Origin of the sequence: Pseudomonas sp. ITEM 17296 (assembly GCF_028895205.1) — a bacterium.
Taxonomy (GTDB): Bacteria; Pseudomonadota; Gammaproteobacteria; order Pseudomonadales; family Pseudomonadaceae; genus Aquipseudomonas; species Aquipseudomonas kermanshahensis.
This window is the reverse complement of record NZ_WJRS01000001.1, coordinates 419,601-436,302: the sequence shown is the minus strand read 5'-3', so window position 1 is coordinate 436,302 and position 16,702 is coordinate 419,601. Positions and strand designations below refer to the sequence as shown.

Here is a 16,702-nt window from a genome sequence, read left to right as displayed (position 1 = left end):
TAAAACTCGTTCAACTTGTTGGATGAGGTGCCGGAGCACCGTCAGTTAGGCACACGATACAGTTCGTGTGCCTCGATGTAGGCCAGTACGGCGTCCGGCACCAGGAACCTCACCGATTTGCCGCTGGCCAGCAGCTGTCGGATCTGTGTAGCCGACACCGCAAGCGGTGTCTGCCAGACGAACGAAATATTTCCCGCCGGGCCGGACATGGCGGTGGGATCGCTCTCGGAGCGCGCAGCCAACAGGTTGCGCAGCTCGTCAGGGGGTTCAACGTCGGCATCCGGGCGTTGCAGCACCAGGATGTGACAGTGTTGCAGCAGCTCTTCCCAGCGGTGCCAGGCGGGCAGGCCACAAAAGGCATCCCAACCCAACACCAGGAACAGCTGGTCGTCAGCGCCCAGTTCGGCGCGGATCGACTCCAGGGTGTCGATGGTGTACGACGGCTTGTCGCGGGCAAGCTCGCGGGCATCCACGCTCAGGCAAGCGACGCCCCGCACGGCGCTGCGCACCATGGCCAGGCGATCTTGCGCGGCCACTTGCGGGGTGTCGCGGTGCGGCGGCCGGGCATTGGGCAACAGGCGCAACTCGTCCAACGCCATCAACTCGGCCACTTCCAGCGCGCTGCGCAGGTGGCCGATGTGAACGGGGTCGAAGGTGCCGCCTAGAATGCCGATGCGCCGGACTGCCTGGGCCTTGCTCAACTCAGCAAGACTCCTGACCGCGTAGCTGGCCGTCGCCGATCACCACGTACTTCTCGCAGGTCAGGCCTTCCAGGCCAACCGGGCCGCGGGCATGCAACTTGTCGGTGGAGATACCGATCTCCGCGCCCAAGCCGTACTCGAAACCGTCGGCGAAGCAGGTTGGGGTATTGAGCATCACCGACGCCGAGTCGACCTCTGCCATGAACTGGCGGGCCTGGCCCTGGTGCTCGGTGATGATCGAATCGGTGTGGTGCGAGCCATAGTGGTTGATGTGTTCGATGGCCTGGTCCAGGTCATCGACTACACGAATCGACAGGATCGCATCCAGGTATTCGGTGTGCCAGTCGTCTTCGCTGGCCGGCTTGGCCTCGATGAGCGCACGCGTGCGCTCGCAGCCACGCAGCTCGACGCCCTTTTCCTGGAAACGGCGGGCCATTTCCGGCAGGAAGCGCTCGGCTACACGCTGGTCGACCAGCAGGGTTTCCATGGCGCCACAGATGCCGTAGCGGTAGGTCTTGGCGTTGAAAGCGACGCGCCAGGCCTTGTCCAGGTCGGCATGTTCGCTGACGTAGACATGGCAGATGCCGTCCAGGTGCTTGATGACCGGCACCCGCGCATCGCGGCTGATACGTTCGATCAGGCCACGGCCACCGCGCGGCACGATCACATCGACGTACTCGGGCATGCTGATCAGCGCGCCCACGGCTTCGCGATCAGTGGTCTCGACCACTTGCACTACCGCCGCCGGCAGGCCGGCCTCGGCCAGGCCACGCTGGATGCAGGTGGCGATGGCACGGTTGGAGTGAATGGCCTCGGAGCCGCCACGCAAGATGGTCGCATTGCCGGACTTCAGGCACAGGCTGGCGGCATCGATGGTCACGTTCGGGCGCGATTCGTAGATGATCCCGATCACCCCCAGGGGTGCACGCATCTTGCCGACCTGAATACCCGATGGGCGGTAGCTCATGTCGCGGATGGCACCGACCGGGTCCGGCAGGCTGGCCACCTGGCGCAGGCCCGTGATCATGCCGTCGATACGCGCCGGGGTCAGCGCCAGGCGGTCGAGCAGTGCGGGCTCCAGGCCATTGGCACGGCCTGCGGCGAGGTCCAGCGCGTTGGCGGCGGTCAACTCGGCGCGGGCAGCGTCCAGTGCATCGGCAGCCGCTTGCAGGGCGCGGTTCTTCTGCGCGGTGCTGGCACGGCCGATCACCCGGGAAGCCTGGCGAGCAGCGCGACCCAAACGGGTCATGTAGTCAAGAACGGACTCAGTCATGGGTTCGGTGTCTTGGCGAAGGGGAAATCGGCTGATTATAACTGTCGCGCAGGTATACGCCCAGCGGCGGGTGGCGGATGGTACAAAATGGCGGGCTTGGGTGGTTTTTTTTGGGGCTAAGGAGATCGGGCGCCGCGCGGGCGGTGCTCTATCTTCCAGGCACCAAATCCCCCAAGACGAACACCTCTCAACTCCCCAAAGAAACATGCAGATACCATTCAACCACCCACCCGGTTCAGCCTCGATTAAGCCATTCATTGCTATCATCCAGCCCATTGAAGCCACGAACCGCCAGCATGCCAGCCCTGCCCGACCGCTTTTTCGACCGTGACGCCCAGACCTTGGCCAAGGACTTGCTGGGCAAGGTCATCCGCCATCGCCAGGGCGACCTGTGGTTGGCCGCGCGCATCATCGAGACCGAGGCCTACTACCTGACCGACAAAGGCAGCCATGCCTCGCTCGGGTATACGGAAAAGCGCAAGGCCCTGTTCCTCGACGGCGGGCACATCTACATGTATTACGCCCGCGGTGGCGACTCGTTGAACTTCAGCGCCCATGGCCCGGGCAATGCGGTGCTGATCAAGTCCGCCTACCCTTGGCAGGATGACCTCTCGGACGCCAACAGCCTGGCGCAGATGCAACTGAACAACCCCGACGCCAGCGGCAACCTGCGCCCGGCCGAGCGGCTGTGCGCAGGCCAGACCCTGCTATGCCGTGCACTGGACCTGAAAGTGCCGCGCTGGGACGCGCAGCGGTTCGACCCTGAGCACTTGTACGTCGACGACTGCGGCATCGCCGTTCCGCGGGTGATCCAGGCTGCGCGCCTGGGTATCCCGCAGGGCCGCGACGAGCACCTGCCGTACCGCTTCGTCGACGCCGAATACGCCCGCTTCTGTACACGGAACCCGTTGCGACGCGGCCAAGTCGAAGGCCGAGACTTCTTCATTCATCAACAAGGAAACTGACACATGGGCCAATGGCTCGACAGCCTGACCGGCTGGCTAAGCGCCAACCCCCAGTGGCTTGGCCTGGCGATTTTCCTGGTGGCCTGCATCGAATGCCTGGCCATTGCCGGCATCATCGTGCCTGGCACCGTGCTGCTGTTCGCGGTCGCCGTGCTGGCCGGCAGCGGTACCTTCAGCCTGGGCGAAACGCTGTTGCTGGGTTTTCTCGGTGGCTTGCTGGGTGACGCACTGTCGTACACCGTCGGCAAGTATTTCCACCAGAACATCCGCCGCCTGCCACTGCTGCGCAATCACCCGGAATGGATCGGCAGCGCCGAAACCTACTTCCAGCGTTATGGCATCGCCAGCCTGCTGGTCGGGCGCTTCATCGGGCCGCTGCGGCCAATGCTGCCGATGGTCGCCGGCATGTTCGACATGCCACTGCCACGCTTCATCGCCGTCAGCCTGGTGGCAGGCGCCGGCTGGTCGGTTGCCTACCTGCTGCCTGGCTGGGCCACGGGCGCCGCCATGCGCCTGCCTTTACCGGAAGGCTTCTGGCTGGATGCGGGCATCCTTGCCGGTGCGTTGGCGGTGCTCATCGGACTGAGCCTGAACAGCAGCATCCGCGATCAACGCCACGGCACTCGGCTGATCGCCGCGTTGAGCTTCGCGGCCTTGGCCGGGGTATTCCTGGGCTGGCCGTACCTGCACGAATTCGATCAGGGCGTGATGACACTGGTGCAGGAACACCGCAGCCAAGTCATCGACGGTACCGTGGTACTCGTGACACGGCTGGGTGATTTTCGCACGCAGTTTTTCCTCGGCGGGCTACTGACCGGCCTGCTGCTGCTCGCCCAACAATGGCGCCATGCACTGTTTGCGGGCGGGGCATTGATGGGTACGGCGATTGCCAATGGCACGCTCAAGTGGCTGTTCGCCCGCGCGCGGCCCGAGGTGCTGACCGACCCACTGACCAGCTACAGCATGCCCAGCGGCCACAGCTCGGCGTCGTTTGCGTTCTTCTTGGTAATGGCGGTGTTGGCAGGGCGTGGTCAGCCGCCGCGGATGCGCCTGACCTGGGTGTTGCTGGGGTGCATTCCTGCCTTGGCGATTGCGTTGTCGCGGGTTTACCTGGGGGCGCACTGGCCGACCGATATTCTGGCCGGGGCCTTGCTGGCGTGCTGCGTCTGCGCGGTTAGCCTGACCGTGGTGCAGCATCGCCAGCCGCTTCCAGCGTTGCCGCTGCGGGTGTGGTGGTTGGTGCTGCCGGCGTGTGTCGCGCTGCTGGCGTTCTTTGCCATGCACGCGCTGCCGCAGGCTTTGGAACGGTATCAGTATTGATGTTGCCTGATGTGGCCTCTTCGCGGGGCAAGCCCGCTCCCACAGGCAGCCTGCAATGCACCACACCTGTGGGAGCGGGCTTGCCCCGCGAAGAGGCCACAACAAGCCACAGTGATCAGTCAGGCAAACAGCTCACCCTGAATCCGCTCCAACAGCCTTTGAATCTCTTCCAGCCGCAACTGCGGCGAGTCGATGCTCAGCAGGTCCAGCTTGTCCTCTTCCATGAACGGCAGCAGATACGCCAGCTGATTGGCCAACGCCTGCTGCCCATCCACCGGCCGCGGCATGTCCAGCGCCTCGACCATCGGGTGCTCACCCAGGGCAACCAGCAACGCCAGCAGGTCGTCGTCCGCCTCGCCCAGCTGGCTATCAGGAAGCTCCGGCAACCACTGCACCTGCCCGACCAGTAACTGGTCCTTCTGCACCTCGGTCTGCTCCAGGTTGAAACGCCGCACCCCTTCGACACGGATACCCAGCAAGCCGTTATCCTGCTGCACGAAGTCGCGGATCATCGCCTCGCAACCGATCGAAGCAACCGTCGGTGGCGCCTTGCCAACCTGCTCCCCTTCCAGGATGCACACCACCCCAAAGCCCTCGCCCTGCTTCATGCAGCGGCCAATCATGTCCAGGTAGCGCGCCTCGAAAATCTGCAAATCGAGGAAGCACCCCGGAAACAGCACGGTATTGAGGGGAAACAGCGGTAGCGTCATCACAACTCCTCAAGCCACCAGGCTGACCGCCAGCGGTAGGAACACCGCCGTGGCCACCCCCATCAGGCTCATCGCCAGCGCGGCGAAAGCGCCGCATTCATCACTTTCCTGCAGGGCCACCGAAGTGCCCACCGCATGCGCGGTCACGCCCAGCGACATGCCGCGTGCCTCAGGGCTGTACACACCAAGGCGGGTCAACAGCGCCGGGCCGAAGATCGCGCCGATGACCCCAGTGATCAGCACGAACACCGCGGCCAGCGCCGCCACACCACCAATCTGCTCGGCCACCAGCATGGCGATCGGCGATGTCACCGACTTCGGCGCCATGGTCATCAGGATCATGTGTTCGGCGCCGAACCACCAGCCCAGCAGCAGGCAGCAGACCGTAGCGAACAGGCCTCCGATTACCAGCGTAGTAAATGTCGGCCAGAACAGTTGGCGAATACGCCGCAGGTTGAGGTAGAGCGGCACGGCCAGGGCCACAGTGGCAGGCCCCAGGAGCGTGTTCATGATCTCGGTACGCTGGCGGTACTCGCTGTAGTCGATGCCGCACACCAGCAGCACGCCAATTACCAGCAGCATCGACACCAGCACCGGCTGCAGGAAGATCCATCGGGTCTTCTCATAGCCCGCAAGCACGACCTGATAGGCCCCCAGGGTAATGCCGATGCCAAACAAAGGATGGTGGATGACTGCATCGAGCGCGCCTTGCCAGTCGAGCATCATGGCTGCTCCTCGTGCTTGCCTTGGCGGTGGATGAGCTTCTGCATCAACACGCCGACGAACACCAGGGTCAGCAGGCATGAAATGAACAGTGCACCGGCAATCGCCCAGAAGTCGGCGGCGATGTCCTTGGCATACACCATCACCCCCACCGCCGGCGGCACCAGCAGCAGTGGCAGGTAGCGCAGCAAGCTGCTGGCAGCTTCATTGAGCGGCTTGCCGACCTCCCCCCTGGCCATCAGGAAGCACAGCAGCAGCAACAGGCCGATGATCGGCCCCGGCAAAAACGGCACAAACAGGTGATTGATCGCCGTACCCAGCAGTTGAAACAACACCAGCCAGGTCAAACCACGCAACAGCATAAGCACCTCCCTCGGGCATGGCGGCCATTATAAGCACGCTAAGGGTATAAGCCGATAATCGCCGAAAAACGCGCAACTTGACTGAAACGGTGGGGCGTGCTGATCTTGCACCTTCGTACCAACTCACAACCTGGAGAGTCGCGATGCCCTATGTACCGGTTACAGAGCTTTCGCAGTACGTTGGCAAGGAACTGGGCCGTTCTGCCTGGCTGAAAATCGACCAACAGCGCATCAACCTGTTTGCCGAAGCCACAGGCGATTTTCAGTTCATCCATGTCGACCCGGAGAAAGCGGCGAAAACACCGTTTGGCTGCACGATCGCCCATGGTTTCCTGACGCTGTCGCTGATCCCTACGCTGATGGAGGACATCCTGGTCCTGCCGCAAGGGTTGAAGATGGTCGTGAACTACGGGCTGGACAGCGTGCGGTTCATTCAACCGGTCAAGGTCGACAGCCAGGTGCGGCTTAAGATCGATCTCGCCGAAGTGCTCGAGAAAAAACCCGGCCAGTGGCTGCTCAAGGCAATCGCCACGCTGGAAATCGAAGGGGAAGAGAAGCCTGCTTATATAGCGGAGTCCCTGTCGCTCTGTTTTGTCTGAGTGATCGCCGGGGCGCTGTGCGCCCCATTCGCGACAGGCCCCCGATACAATCCACAAACTCCGCGCACTCGCGTAAACTGCGAGCCTTCGCGCAGCCTCGGGCTGCCCCTGTCGATTTACCAAAGGTGCCCGCCATGCCCTGGCTGCAAGTACGCCTGGCCATCAGCCCGGAACAAGCCGAAACCTACGAAGACGCCCTGCTTGAAGTAGGCGCTGTCTCGGTCACGTTCGTGGACGCAGAAGATCAGCCGATCTTCGAACCCGACCTCAACACCACCCCGCTGTGGTCGCACACTCACCTGCTGGCCCTGTTCGAGGCCGATGCCGAGCCCGAGCAGGTGTTCGCCCACGTCCGCCTGCTGACCGGCGCCGAACTGCCCGAGCACCAGGCTGAAGTGATCGAAGACCAGGACTGGGAGCGCAGCTGGATGGACAACTTCCAGCCGATGCGCTTCGGCCGCCGCCTGTGGATCGTGCCAAGCTGGCACGAAGCGCCGGACAAGGACGCGGTAAACCTGCTGCTCGACCCGGGCCTTGCGTTCGGCACCGGCACCCACCCGACCACCGCCCTGTGCCTGGAATGGCTCGACGGCCAGCAACTCGAAGGCACCCAGGTGCTGGACTTTGGCTGCGGCTCGGGGATTCTGGCCATCGCCGCCCTGCTGCTGGGCGCGCGCGAAGCGGTCGGTACCGACATCGACGTGCAGGCCATTGAAGCCTCGCGCGACAATGCCCAGCGCAATGGCATCGCCGACGAGAAGCTGGCGCTGTACCTGCCCGAGCACATGCCGGCCATGCAGGCTGACGTACTGGTCGCCAACATCCTGGCCGGCCCGCTGGTCTCGCTGGCGCCACAGTTGTCTGGCCTGGTCCGCCCTGGTGGCCTGCTGGCACTGTCGGGCATCCTTGCCGAACAAGGCGATGAAGTGGCTGCTGCCTACGCCGCCGACTTCGAGCTGGACCCGATCGCCGTACGCGATGGTTGGGTGCGCATCAGTGGTCGCCGCCGTTAAGCGCGCTAGAATAACTTTTGTACAACCCCGGATCGCCGCATGACCGACAGTTTCGTCACCCAGTGCCCGCATTGCCAGACCAGCTTTCGCGTCACCCATCACCAGTTGAGTGTGGCGCGCGGCGTGGTGCGGTGCGGCCATTGCCTGCAGGTGTTCAACGCCGCAAAGCAACTGCTGGAGCAGAACCGCGCCGGTGATGCCAGCGTGCCTGTGGAACCTAGGGTGCCCGTGGCGCCAGTGGTACCCGCCGCACCCGCAGCACCTGCCGAGCCGATTGCCGAGCCTGCGGTCACGCCCGATCCCCCCGCCAGCGAACGCCCAGCGCCCCCTGAGGACGACTGGGCACTCACGGCCCAGGCCCTGGATGAACTGGACCTGGACCAAGAGCTGGCCCGCCTTGAACGTCGTGGCGAACCTGCCGCCGCTCGCCCGCCCAGCGCGGACAACGGTTTGCAGGCCCGCCGTGAAGAACATCAGCCAGACGCTCATACCGATGAGCTGTTTGGCAACGCCACCGACGACCGCTTCGAGCCTGAACAGGCGCCTGAACCTGCACCCACGCTACTGACACAGCACGCGCTGGAACAGGAAGCGTTCGAGCAGGAGTCACTGGACCTGGAGCCCGCCCCAGGCGATCGCACCGAGCCGACCCTGGGCGGCCACCTGGACCTGGACATCGACGACGAGCCCCCCGTACGGCGCGACATCGAGGCCGACGAGCACCATGCGTTCGTCAGCGAGCACTTCGCTGCCAGCCACGACCCTGCCCCGGAAAAGGGCCTCAGCGCGCGCGACGATGACGAACTGGACCTGCACTTGTCGGCCCACGACGACGACCCTGTAGAGCCGTTGCCCGGTGAACGCCTGGAGCCTGGCCTGTCCAGCAAACCCGAGCGTGCGCCGCGCAAGGAACCGCTGGTCGACGTGGTCGACGACCCGCTGCAACTGGGCTGGGAAAAGCCCCAGCCCAACTGGGGCAAGCGCTTGCTGTGGGGCTTCCTGACGCTGCTGGCTGCAGGCCTGCTGGCGTTCCAGTACGTGTGGTTCCATTTCGATGAAATGGCCCGCCAGGACCAGTACCGGCCGATCTTCCAGCAGGTATGCCCGCTGTTCGGCTGCGAAGTGCCGACCCGCGTCGACATCGCCCGCATCAAGAGCAGCAACCTGGTGGTGCGCAGCCACCCTGACTTCAAGGGTGCGCTGATCGTCGATGCGATCATCTACAACCGCGCCCCCTTCGCCCAGCCGTTCCCGCTGCTCGAGCTGCGTTTCGCCGACCTCAATGGCCAACTGATCGCCAGCCGGCGCTTCAAGCCCAGCGAGTACCTTTCCGGCGAACTGGCCGGGCGCGGCGAGATGCCCAGCCAGACCCCGATCCACATCGCCCTGGACATCCTCGACCCAGGCCCCAAAGCCGTGAACTACAGCCTGAGCTTCCGCTCGCCGGAGTAATCGGCTGATCCTGGGGGCACTTTGTGCCCCCAGCCTCGCCTACCCACACCAAAAGTCATAAGCCGACAACTGTTCAGATTTTATCCAAATCCATCTTTATCCGGTCACCGAGAGCGGGTATCATGCCCACCCTTTTTCGAACTCCAAGATTCGGCCCCACAACAGGGATCACCTATGTCGGCGGTACGCATCGGCCCATACACACTGCGAAACAACCTGATCCTCGCCCCCATGGCCGGGGTCACGGACCAGCCTTTCCGAACACTTTGCAAGCGCCTGGGCGCAGGCATGGTGGTGTCGGAGATGGTGTCCAGCGACATGAGCCTGTGGAACAGCCGCAAGTCGAGCCTGCGCCGCATTCACGAAGGCGATCCCGAGCCGCGCTCGGTGCAGATCGCCGGCGGGGATGCCCAGATGATGGCAGCGGCGGCAAAGGCCAACGTCGAAGCGGGCGCCCAGATCATCGACATCAACATGGGCTGCCCGGCAAAAAAAGTCTGCAACAAAGCTGCAGGCTCTGCTTTATTGAGAGATGAAGCCTTGGTCAGCGAGATTCTCCACGCCGTGGTAGGCGCCGTGGACGTCCCGGTGACGCTGAAGATCCGCACGGGGTGGGATCGGGCGAACAAGAACGGCCTGAATGTGGCGAAGATCGCTGAACAGGCCGGCATCCAGGCGCTAGCGGTGCATGGCCGCACACGCGCCGACCTGTACACAGGCGAAGCCGAATACGACACCATCGCTGCCATCAAGCAGGCGGTGTCTATCCCGGTATTTGCCAACGGCGATATCACCTCGCCAGAAAAGGCCCGGGCGGTACTGGACGCCACCGGGGTCGATGGCCTGTTGATCGGCCGCGCTGCCCAAGGGCGGCCCTGGATCTTTCGCGAGATCGAGCATTACCTGCGGACCGGCGAACAGTTGCCGGCCCCGCAGCTGGACGAAGTGGAACGCATCCTGCTAGAGCACCTGGCCGCGCTGCATGCCTTCTATGGCGATGTGATGGGCGTACGTATCGCCCGCAAGCACGTTGGCTGGTACCTGGCAACACGACCCGGCGGCAAGGAGTTTCGCTCCCGGTTCAATGCTTTGGAAGACACACAAGCGCAGTGCGCCAACGTTCGCGCGTTTTTCAGTGAACGTCGACAGAGCCTTGAGACAGAGGACGGACAAGGGGTGGCCGCATGACGATGATGACCGAGACATTTGTGAGTGGAACAACGCCCGTGAGCGACAACGCCAACCTGAAACAGCACCTCAACACGCCGAGCGAAGAGGGCCAGACCCTTCGCGACAGCGTCGAGAAGGCGCTGCACAACTACTTCGCCCACCTGGAAGGCGCGACCGTCACGGACGTGTACAACCTGGTGCTCTCCGAAGTCGAGGCGCCCCTGCTTGAAAGCGTGATGAACTACGTGAAGGGCAACCAGACCAAGGCCAGCGAGATGCTCGGGCTCAACCGAGGCACCCTGCGCAAGAAGCTCAAGCAGTACGACTTGTTGTAAGCCAGAATCCCAATCAGAAAAGGCGGCTCCCTGAACAGAGGCGCCTTTTTTGCTGACTCCACCGCGTTATGGAATCCGAAATGACCGACCAGACTACCCGCCTGCCGATCCGCCGCGCCCTGATCAGCGTCTCCGACAAGACCGGTATCCTCGAATTCGCCCGTGAGCTGCAGCAGCTCGGTGTCGAGATCCTGTCCACTGGCGGCACCTACAAGCTGCTCAAGGATAACGGCGTGAACGCGGTGGAAGTGGCCGACTACACCGGCTTCGCCGAAATGATGGATGGCCGGGTCAAGACCCTGCACCCGAAAATCCACGGTGGCATTCTGGGCCGTCGCGGCATCGACGACGCCATCATGAACGAGCACGGCATCAAGCCGATCGACCTGGTCGCCGTCAACCTGTACCCCTTCGAAGCCACCATCTCCAAGCCAGGCTGTGACCTGCCGACCGCCATCGAGAACATCGACATCGGTGGCCCGACCATGGTCCGCTCCGCTGCCAAAAACCACAAAGACGTTGCCATCGTGGTCAATGCCAGCGACTACGCCAGCGTCCTCGACGGCCTGAAAGCCGGCGGCCTGACCTACGCCCAGCGCTTCGACCTGATGCTCAAGGCGTTCGAACACACCGCCGCCTACGACGGCATGATCGCCAACTACATGGGCACCATCGACCAGGCCAAGGACACCCTGAGCACTGAAGCACGCAGCGAATTCCCGCGCACCTTCAACAGCCAGTTCGTCAAAGCCCAGGAAATGCGCTACGGCGAGAACCCGCACCAGAGCGCGGCGTTCTACGTCGAAGCCAAGAAGGGTGAAGCCAGCATCTCCACCGCCATCCAGCTGCAAGGCAAGGAGCTGTCGTTCAACAACGTGGCGGACACTGACGCCGCGCTGGAGTGCGTGAAGAGCTTCGTCAAGCCTGCCTGCGTCATCGTCAAGCACGCCAACCCGTGCGGCGTGGCCGTGGTACCGGAAGACGAAGGCGGCATCCGCAAGGCCTACGACCTGGCCTACGCCACCGACACCGAGTCGGCCTTCGGCGGCATCATCGCCTTCAACCGCGAGCTCGATGGCGAAACCGCCAAGGCCATCGTCGAGCGCCAGTTCGTCGAAGTGATCATTGCCCCGAAAATCTCCCAGGCCGCCCGCGACGTGGTCGCCGCCAAGCAGAACGTTCGCCTGCTGGAATGCGGCGAATGGCCAGCTGAGCGTGCTGCCGGCTGGGACTTCAAGCGCGTCAACGGTGGTTTGCTGGTGCAGAGCCGCGATATCGGCATGATCACCGCCGATGACCTGAAAATCGTCACCAAGCGTGCCCCGACCGAGCAAGAAATCCACGACCTGGTGTTTGCCTGGAAAGTGGCCAAGTTCGTCAAGTCCAACGCCATCGTCTACGCCAAGCAGCGCCAGACCATCGGCGTCGGCGCCGGCCAGATGAGCCGCGTCAACTCCGCTCGCATTGCTGCAATCAAGGCCGAGCATGCTGGCCTGCAGGTTCAAGGTGCGGTCATGGCGTCGGATGCGTTCTTCCCGTTCCGTGACGGCATCGACAATGCGGCTAAAGTGGGTATCAGCGCCGTGATCCAGCCAGGTGGTTCGATGCGTGATGCCGAAGTCATCGCCGCAGCCGACGAAGCCGGCATCGCGATGGTGTTCACCGGTATGCGCCACTTCCGCCACTAATCAAGATGGCCGGCCGTACCTCGGCCCCTGTGGGAGCGGGTTCACCCGCGAATGCGGCGGTAAGCCCAGCATCGCATTCGCGGGTGAACCCGCTCCCACAGCGGGCGAAGTACGCCGCCAAACAGAGGTTTTGACATGAAAGTTTTGATCATCGGCAGCGGCGGCCGTGAGCACGCCCTGGCCTGGAAAGTCGCCCAAGACCCACGCGTCGAGAAAGTTTTCGTTGCCCCGGGCAACGCCGGCACCGCCACTGAAGCCAAGTGCGAAAACGTCGCCATCGACGTCAACGCCCTGGAGCAACTGGCCGACTTCGCCGAACAGAACGTACAACTGACCATCGTCGGCCCAGAAGCGCCGCTGGTCGCAGGTGTCGTCGACCTGTTCCGCAGCCGCAACCTGGACTGCTTCGGCCCCACCAAAGGCGCCGCACAGCTCGAAGGCTCCAAGGCTTTCACCAAGGATTTCCTGGCACGTCACAAGATCCCGACCGCCGACTACCAGAACTTCACCGAAATCGAGCCAGCCCTGGCCTACCTGCAGGAAAAGGGTGCGCCGATCGTGATCAAGGCCGACGGCCTGGCTGCGGGCAAAGGCGTGATCGTCGCCATGACCCTGCAAGAAGCCGAAGACGCCGTGCGTGACATGCTGGCCGGCAACGCCTTTGGCGATGCGGGTTCGCGTGTGGTCATCGAAGAGTTCCTGGACGGCGAAGAAGCCAGCTTCATCGTCATGGTCGACGGCCACAACGTGCTGCCAATGGCCACCAGCCAGGACCACAAGCGCGTCGGCGACGCCGACACCGGCCCGAACACCGGTGGCATGGGCGCCTACTCGCCTGCCCCAGTCGTGACCGCCGACGTGCACCAGCGCGTGATGGACCAAGTCATCTGGCCGACCGTGCGCGGCATGGCCGAGGAAGGCAACGTCTACACCGGCTTCCTTTATGCCGGCCTGATGATCGACAAAGCGGGCAACCCCAAGGTCATCGAGTTCAACTGCCGCTTCGGCGACCCGGAAACCCAACCGGTCATGCTGCGCCTGGAGTCGAGCCTGGTGCTGCTGATCGAAGCCGCCTTCGCCAAGGCGCTGGACAAGGTTGAAGCCCAGTGGGACCCACGGCCGAGCCTGGGCGTCGTGCTGGCTGCCGGTGGCTACCCGGGCGACTACGCCAAGGGTGACGCGATCAGCGGCCTGGACGCTGCCGCCAAGCTCGAAGGCAAGGTGTTCCATGCCGGTACCACCCTGAAAGACGGCCAAGTGGTTACCGCCGGCGGCCGTGTGCTCTGCGCCACCGCCCTGGGCCAAACCGTCGAAGCCGCTCAGCAGCAGGCCTACCGCCTGGCAGAGCAGGTCAAGTGGGACGGCAGCTTCTACCGTACCGACATCGGCTACCGGGCCATTGCCCGCGAGCGCGGTGAACACCAGCAGTAACCTTTACCGAAGCGCCGTGACGCCTTGCGCCCACGGCCTTCGGCTCGTCGACAGGGCCCTTTCTGGGCCTTGCCTTCGACTTGGCGCGCCGCGCATAGTTAGTATCCGGCACATCGGCTAAGAAGGGATTTCGTAGTGCGTCGGCTTCGGATTGCCACAGCTCTGATCGTCAGCTTGCTGACCCTGCTCTGCCTGCTCCCGGCCTCGGCCGAAGAAGGCGGAGGCTGGTCCGTTCTGCTCGACGAACAGGCCAACCTGCAATTAAGCGACGTGCGCTCCGATCGCTACCGCAACCAGTTCAGCCCGCTGCTGCTCAGCGACCTGGATGCCGCCCCTGCCGAACAAGCCCTGTGGCTGCACTATCGCCTGGAACCTGGCGATCAGGAGCAACTGCTACGGGTGTTTGCCCCAGACCTTTCAGGCCTGGACCTCTACGCCCTCGAGGGCGACAAATTACTGCGTCAGCTGCACCACGGGCGCCAGGCCGGCAATGCCAGCCCGACCCTGCGCGGCAGCGACCATGTGCTGCCATTGCCCAACAGCCGGCAGCCGCTGGACATCTACCTGCGCCTGGTGTCCGAGCACCAACTGCGCCCGGCCATCAGCCTTGAGCCCGCGGCCGTGGCCGCTTCCGACCAGACCCAACCGCTGCTGTTCGGCATGCTGTTCGGCGGCCTGGTGATGCTGATCCTGCACAACCTGATCCGCTTCCTCTATGGCCGCTCCACCACCACGTTGATTTTGGCGCTCTACCACGGCCTGATGCTGCTCAGCGGGTTGATCCTGCTCAACCTCAGCGGCCCCTGGTGGCACGTGTGGCACAGTGCGCAAACGCCAGCGGCCTACCTCACCCTGGTCCTTGCAGGCCTGGCTGGCCTGTATTTCACCCTGCATTTCTTCTCGCCATGCCATTCGCCGCGGCTCAACCGCCTGTTGCAGGGCGAGATGCTGGTGGCTGCGGTCAGCGGCCTGGTGCTGCTGTTCGTCGACACCTTGCCACTCAACCTGATGACCTATGCCCTGCTGGCCCTGGGCAGCGTCAGCATGCTGCTGGTCAGTGCCTATCACTCGTACAAGGGCTACGCACCCGCACGCCTGTTCACCCTCGCCATGGGGGTCTACAACCTTGGCGGCCTGGTGCTGTTGCCCGCGCTTCTGGGCCTGACCCGCACGTCGACGCCGTGGCTGCTGTGCGTGCTCATGGGCTTGACCGTCATTTGCGGCCTTTTGCTTAACCTGGCGGTCAGCGAACGCCTGCGACGCATGAGCGAAGAGCGCTTCAGCGCCAGCCGCGCCCTGGCCGCCAGCGATGCCGAGATCAACGCCAAGGCCGAGTTCCTGGCCAAGATCAGCCACGAAATCCGCACGCCCATGAACGGCGTGCTGGGCATGACCGAGCTGCTGCTCGGCACGCCGCTGTCGGTCAAGCAGCGCGACTACGTGCAGACCATCCACAGCGCCGGCAACGAGCTGCTGACGCTGATCAACGAGATTCTCGACATCTCGAAGCTTGAGTCCCGGCAGATCGAACTGGACGATGTGCAGTTCGACCTCAATGCATTGATCGAGGACTGCCTGAACATCTTCCGGGCCAAGGCCGAACAGCAGAACATCGAGCTGATCAGCTTCACCCAGCCTCAAGTGCCTCGCGTGATCAGTGGCGACCCAACGCGCCTGCGCCAGGCACTGTCGAGCCTGCTGGAAAATGCCCTGAAAAACACCGACCAGGGGGAGATCCTGCTGGTGGTGGCACTCGACCAACGTGGCGAAGCGCCGCGTTTGCGCATTGCCGTGCAGGACAGCGGCGAACCGTTGCCCGCCGCCGAGCGCGAAGCCTTGTTGCAAGCCGAGCTGCACAGCCATCACTTCCTCTCCAGCAACAAGCTCGGCGGCCACCTCGGGTTAGTCATCGCCAAGCAGTTGATCGGCCTGATGCAGGGTGAATTCGGCATCAAGAGCAGCAGCGGCATGGGCAACACCCTGTGGCTGACCCTGCCGCTGGACCCTTCGCGCCTGGAACAACCGCCCGCCGACCTCGATGGCCCATTGCGCGATGCGCGGGTACTGGTGGTGGACGACAACGACACCTGCCGCAAGGTGCTGGTGCAGCAGTGCAGCGCCTGGGGCATGAATGTCAGCGCGGTGCCTTCCGGCAAGGAAGCGCTGGCATTGCTGCGCACCAAGGCGCACCTGCGCGACTACTTCGATGCCGTGCTGTTGGACCAGAACATGCCCGGCATGACCGGCATGCAACTGGCGGCCAAGATCAAGGAAGACCCTAGCCTTAACCACGACATCCTGGTGGTAATGCTCACGGGCATCAGCAACGCGCCGAGCAAAGTCATCGCACGCAATGCCGGGGTCAAGCGGATACTCGCCAAACCGGTGGCAGGCTATACGCTGAAGACCACACTGGCCGAAGAGCTGGCCCAACGTGGCCGTGAGCAAGCGGTGCCGGCCACCCCTCCCGGTGTGCCGCAAGCACTGGACCTGCCCCGCGACTTCCGCGTGCTGGTCGCCGAGGACAACAGCATCTCGACCAAAGTGATCCGCGGCATGCTGGGCAAGCTCAACCTCGAGCCAGACACGGCATGCAATGGTGAAGAAGCGTTGCAAGCCATGAAGGCGCAGCGCTATGACCTGGTACTGATGGATTGCGAAATGCCAGTGCTGGATGGCTTCTCGGCCACCCAGCAACTGCGCGCATGGGAAGCCGCGCACCAGCGCCCACGTACGCCCGTGGTGGCGCTGACCGCGCACATCCTTGCCGAGCACAAGGAGCGCGCCAAGTTGGCGGGCATGGATGGGCACATGGCCAAGCCGGTGGAGCTGTCGCAATTGCGCGAGCTGATCCAATATTGGGCGAATCACCGGGAAGCCAAGACGGATCCGGCGCCTATCCCGTAAGCAATGCCGACGATGCATCGACAGGCACCCATCGCAGCCGAGGATCCCAACCC

At 63.6% G+C, this 16,702-nt stretch carries 15 protein-coding genes; 10 read left to right on the top strand and 5 right to left on the bottom strand.

Translation table 11 applies throughout. The annotated features are described in order from the left end of the window. Window positions 1–41 precede the first annotated feature (41 nt). Window positions 42–701, bottom strand: coding sequence for a nicotinate-nucleotide adenylyltransferase (gene nadD / locus GIB19_RS01895; protein WP_274883123.1), 660 nt, complete (start codon window positions 699–701; stop codon window positions 42–44). A 1-nt stretch (window position 702) separates the two neighbouring features. After that, window positions 703–1,974: a glutamate-5-semialdehyde dehydrogenase gene (locus GIB19_RS01890; protein ID WP_085272342.1), complete on the bottom strand. Its 1,272-nt coding sequence runs from the start codon at window positions 1,972–1,974 to the stop codon at window positions 703–705. Between the two features lie 296 nt (window positions 1,975–2,270). Between GIB19_RS01890 and GIB19_RS01885 the strand changes: the two genes are divergently transcribed. Both GIB19_RS01885 and GIB19_RS01880 read left to right on the top strand, forming a co-directional pair. Continuing rightward, complete coding sequence (locus GIB19_RS01885; RefSeq protein WP_274883120.1) at window positions 2,271–2,939, top strand: DNA-3-methyladenine glycosylase; 669 nt, start codon at window positions 2,271–2,273, stop codon at window positions 2,937–2,939. 3 nt (window positions 2,940–2,942) lie between these two features. After that, a complete protein-coding gene (locus GIB19_RS01880) occupies window positions 2,943–4,259 on the top strand; it encodes a bifunctional DedA family/phosphatase PAP2 family protein (RefSeq protein WP_099430540.1) in 1,317 nt (438 codons plus the stop codon). 119 nt (window positions 4,260–4,378) lie between these two features. On the opposite strand, the gene GIB19_RS01875 is transcribed toward GIB19_RS01880, so the two are convergent. Genes GIB19_RS01875 through GIB19_RS01865 form a run of 3 tightly spaced genes read right to left on the bottom strand, consistent with a single transcriptional unit; the run spans window position 4,379 to window position 6,054 of the window. Beyond that, window positions 4,379–4,969 (bottom strand): LON peptidase substrate-binding domain-containing protein, encoded by a 591-nt coding sequence (locus GIB19_RS01875; RefSeq protein WP_274883118.1) that lies wholly within the window; start codon window positions 4,967–4,969, stop codon window positions 4,379–4,381. A gap of 9 nt (window positions 4,970–4,978) precedes the next feature. After that, window positions 4,979–5,695: an LrgB family protein gene (locus GIB19_RS01870; protein ID WP_274883116.1), complete on the bottom strand. Its 717-nt coding sequence runs from the start codon at window positions 5,693–5,695 to the stop codon at window positions 4,979–4,981. Then, entirely contained in the window at window positions 5,692–6,054 is a 363-nt protein-coding gene (locus tag GIB19_RS01865) for a CidA/LrgA family protein (RefSeq protein WP_027592601.1), read from the bottom strand. Before GIB19_RS01865 ends, GIB19_RS01870 begins: the two co-directional genes overlap by 4 nt. Window positions 6,055–6,197: 143 nt before the next feature. Between GIB19_RS01865 and GIB19_RS01860 the strand changes: the two genes are divergently transcribed. The 8 genes from GIB19_RS01860 (at window position 6,198) to GIB19_RS01825 (ending at window position 16,649) form a co-directional block, all read left to right on the top strand. Then, the gene (locus GIB19_RS01860) at window positions 6,198–6,653 is read left to right on the top strand and encodes a MaoC family dehydratase (RefSeq protein ID WP_027592600.1); all 456 of its coding nucleotides are present in this window, start codon (window positions 6,198–6,200) and stop codon (window positions 6,651–6,653) included. 134 nt (window positions 6,654–6,787) lie between these two features. Continuing rightward, window positions 6,788–7,666 (top strand): 50S ribosomal protein L11 methyltransferase, encoded by an 879-nt coding sequence (gene prmA / locus GIB19_RS01855; RefSeq protein ID WP_027592599.1) that lies wholly within the window; start codon window positions 6,788–6,790, stop codon window positions 7,664–7,666. 39 nt (window positions 7,667–7,705) lie between these two features. Continuing rightward, entirely contained in the window at window positions 7,706–9,118 is a 1,413-nt protein-coding gene (locus tag GIB19_RS01850) for a DUF3426 domain-containing protein (RefSeq protein WP_274883112.1), read from the top strand. 174 nt (window positions 9,119–9,292) lie between these two features. Beyond that, window positions 9,293–10,306 (top strand): tRNA dihydrouridine synthase DusB, encoded by a 1,014-nt coding sequence (dusB, locus tag GIB19_RS01845; RefSeq protein WP_027592597.1) that lies wholly within the window; start codon window positions 9,293–9,295, stop codon window positions 10,304–10,306. After that, on the top strand, window positions 10,303–10,623 hold the full coding sequence (fis, locus tag GIB19_RS01840) for a DNA-binding transcriptional regulator Fis (protein WP_012274390.1): 321 nt from the start codon (window positions 10,303–10,305) through the stop codon (window positions 10,621–10,623). The genes dusB and fis overlap by 4 nt, the downstream gene beginning before the upstream one ends. Before the next feature lie 80 nt (window positions 10,624–10,703). Next, the gene (purH, locus tag GIB19_RS01835) at window positions 10,704–12,311 is read left to right on the top strand and encodes a bifunctional phosphoribosylaminoimidazolecarboxamide formyltransferase/IMP cyclohydrolase (RefSeq protein ID WP_085272339.1); all 1,608 of its coding nucleotides are present in this window, start codon (window positions 10,704–10,706) and stop codon (window positions 12,309–12,311) included. A 135-nt stretch (window positions 12,312–12,446) separates the two neighbouring features. Continuing rightward, complete coding sequence (gene purD, locus GIB19_RS01830) at window positions 12,447–13,742, top strand: phosphoribosylamine--glycine ligase (RefSeq protein WP_186677431.1); 1,296 nt, start codon at window positions 12,447–12,449, stop codon at window positions 13,740–13,742. Between the two features lie 135 nt (window positions 13,743–13,877). Next, complete coding sequence (locus tag GIB19_RS01825; RefSeq protein ID WP_274883096.1) at window positions 13,878–16,649, top strand: hybrid sensor histidine kinase/response regulator; 2,772 nt, start codon at window positions 13,878–13,880, stop codon at window positions 16,647–16,649. Window positions 16,650–16,702 lie beyond the last annotated feature (53 nt).

Coding starts and splice junctions, on each gene's coding strand:
- GIB19_RS01890 (WP_085272342.1), bottom strand. CDS start 1,974: ATGACTGAGTCCGTTCTTGACTACATGACCCGTTTGGGTCGCGCTGCT.
- GIB19_RS01885 (WP_274883120.1), top strand. CDS start 2,271: ATGCCAGCCCTGCCCGACCGCTTTTTCGACCGTGACGCCCAGACCTTG.
- GIB19_RS01880 (WP_099430540.1), top strand. CDS start 2,943: ATGGGCCAATGGCTCGACAGCCTGACCGGCTGGCTAAGCGCCAACCCC.
- GIB19_RS01875 (WP_274883118.1), bottom strand. CDS start 4,969: ATGACGCTACCGCTGTTTCCCCTCAATACCGTGCTGTTTCCGGGGTGC.
- GIB19_RS01870 (WP_274883116.1), bottom strand. CDS start 5,695: ATGATGCTCGACTGGCAAGGCGCGCTCGATGCAGTCATCCACCATCCT.
- GIB19_RS01865 (WP_027592601.1), bottom strand. CDS start 6,054: ATGCTGTTGCGTGGTTTGACCTGGCTGGTGTTGTTTCAACTGCTGGGT.
- GIB19_RS01860 (WP_027592600.1), top strand. CDS start 6,198: ATGCCCTATGTACCGGTTACAGAGCTTTCGCAGTACGTTGGCAAGGAA.
- prmA (WP_027592599.1), top strand. CDS start 6,788: ATGCCCTGGCTGCAAGTACGCCTGGCCATCAGCCCGGAACAAGCCGAA.
- GIB19_RS01850 (WP_274883112.1), top strand. CDS start 7,706: ATGACCGACAGTTTCGTCACCCAGTGCCCGCATTGCCAGACCAGCTTT.
- dusB (WP_027592597.1), top strand. CDS start 9,293: ATGTCGGCGGTACGCATCGGCCCATACACACTGCGAAACAACCTGATC.
- fis (WP_012274390.1), top strand. CDS start 10,303: ATGACGATGATGACCGAGACATTTGTGAGTGGAACAACGCCCGTGAGC.
- purH (WP_085272339.1), top strand. CDS start 10,704: ATGACCGACCAGACTACCCGCCTGCCGATCCGCCGCGCCCTGATCAGC.
- purD (WP_186677431.1), top strand. CDS start 12,447: ATGAAAGTTTTGATCATCGGCAGCGGCGGCCGTGAGCACGCCCTGGCC.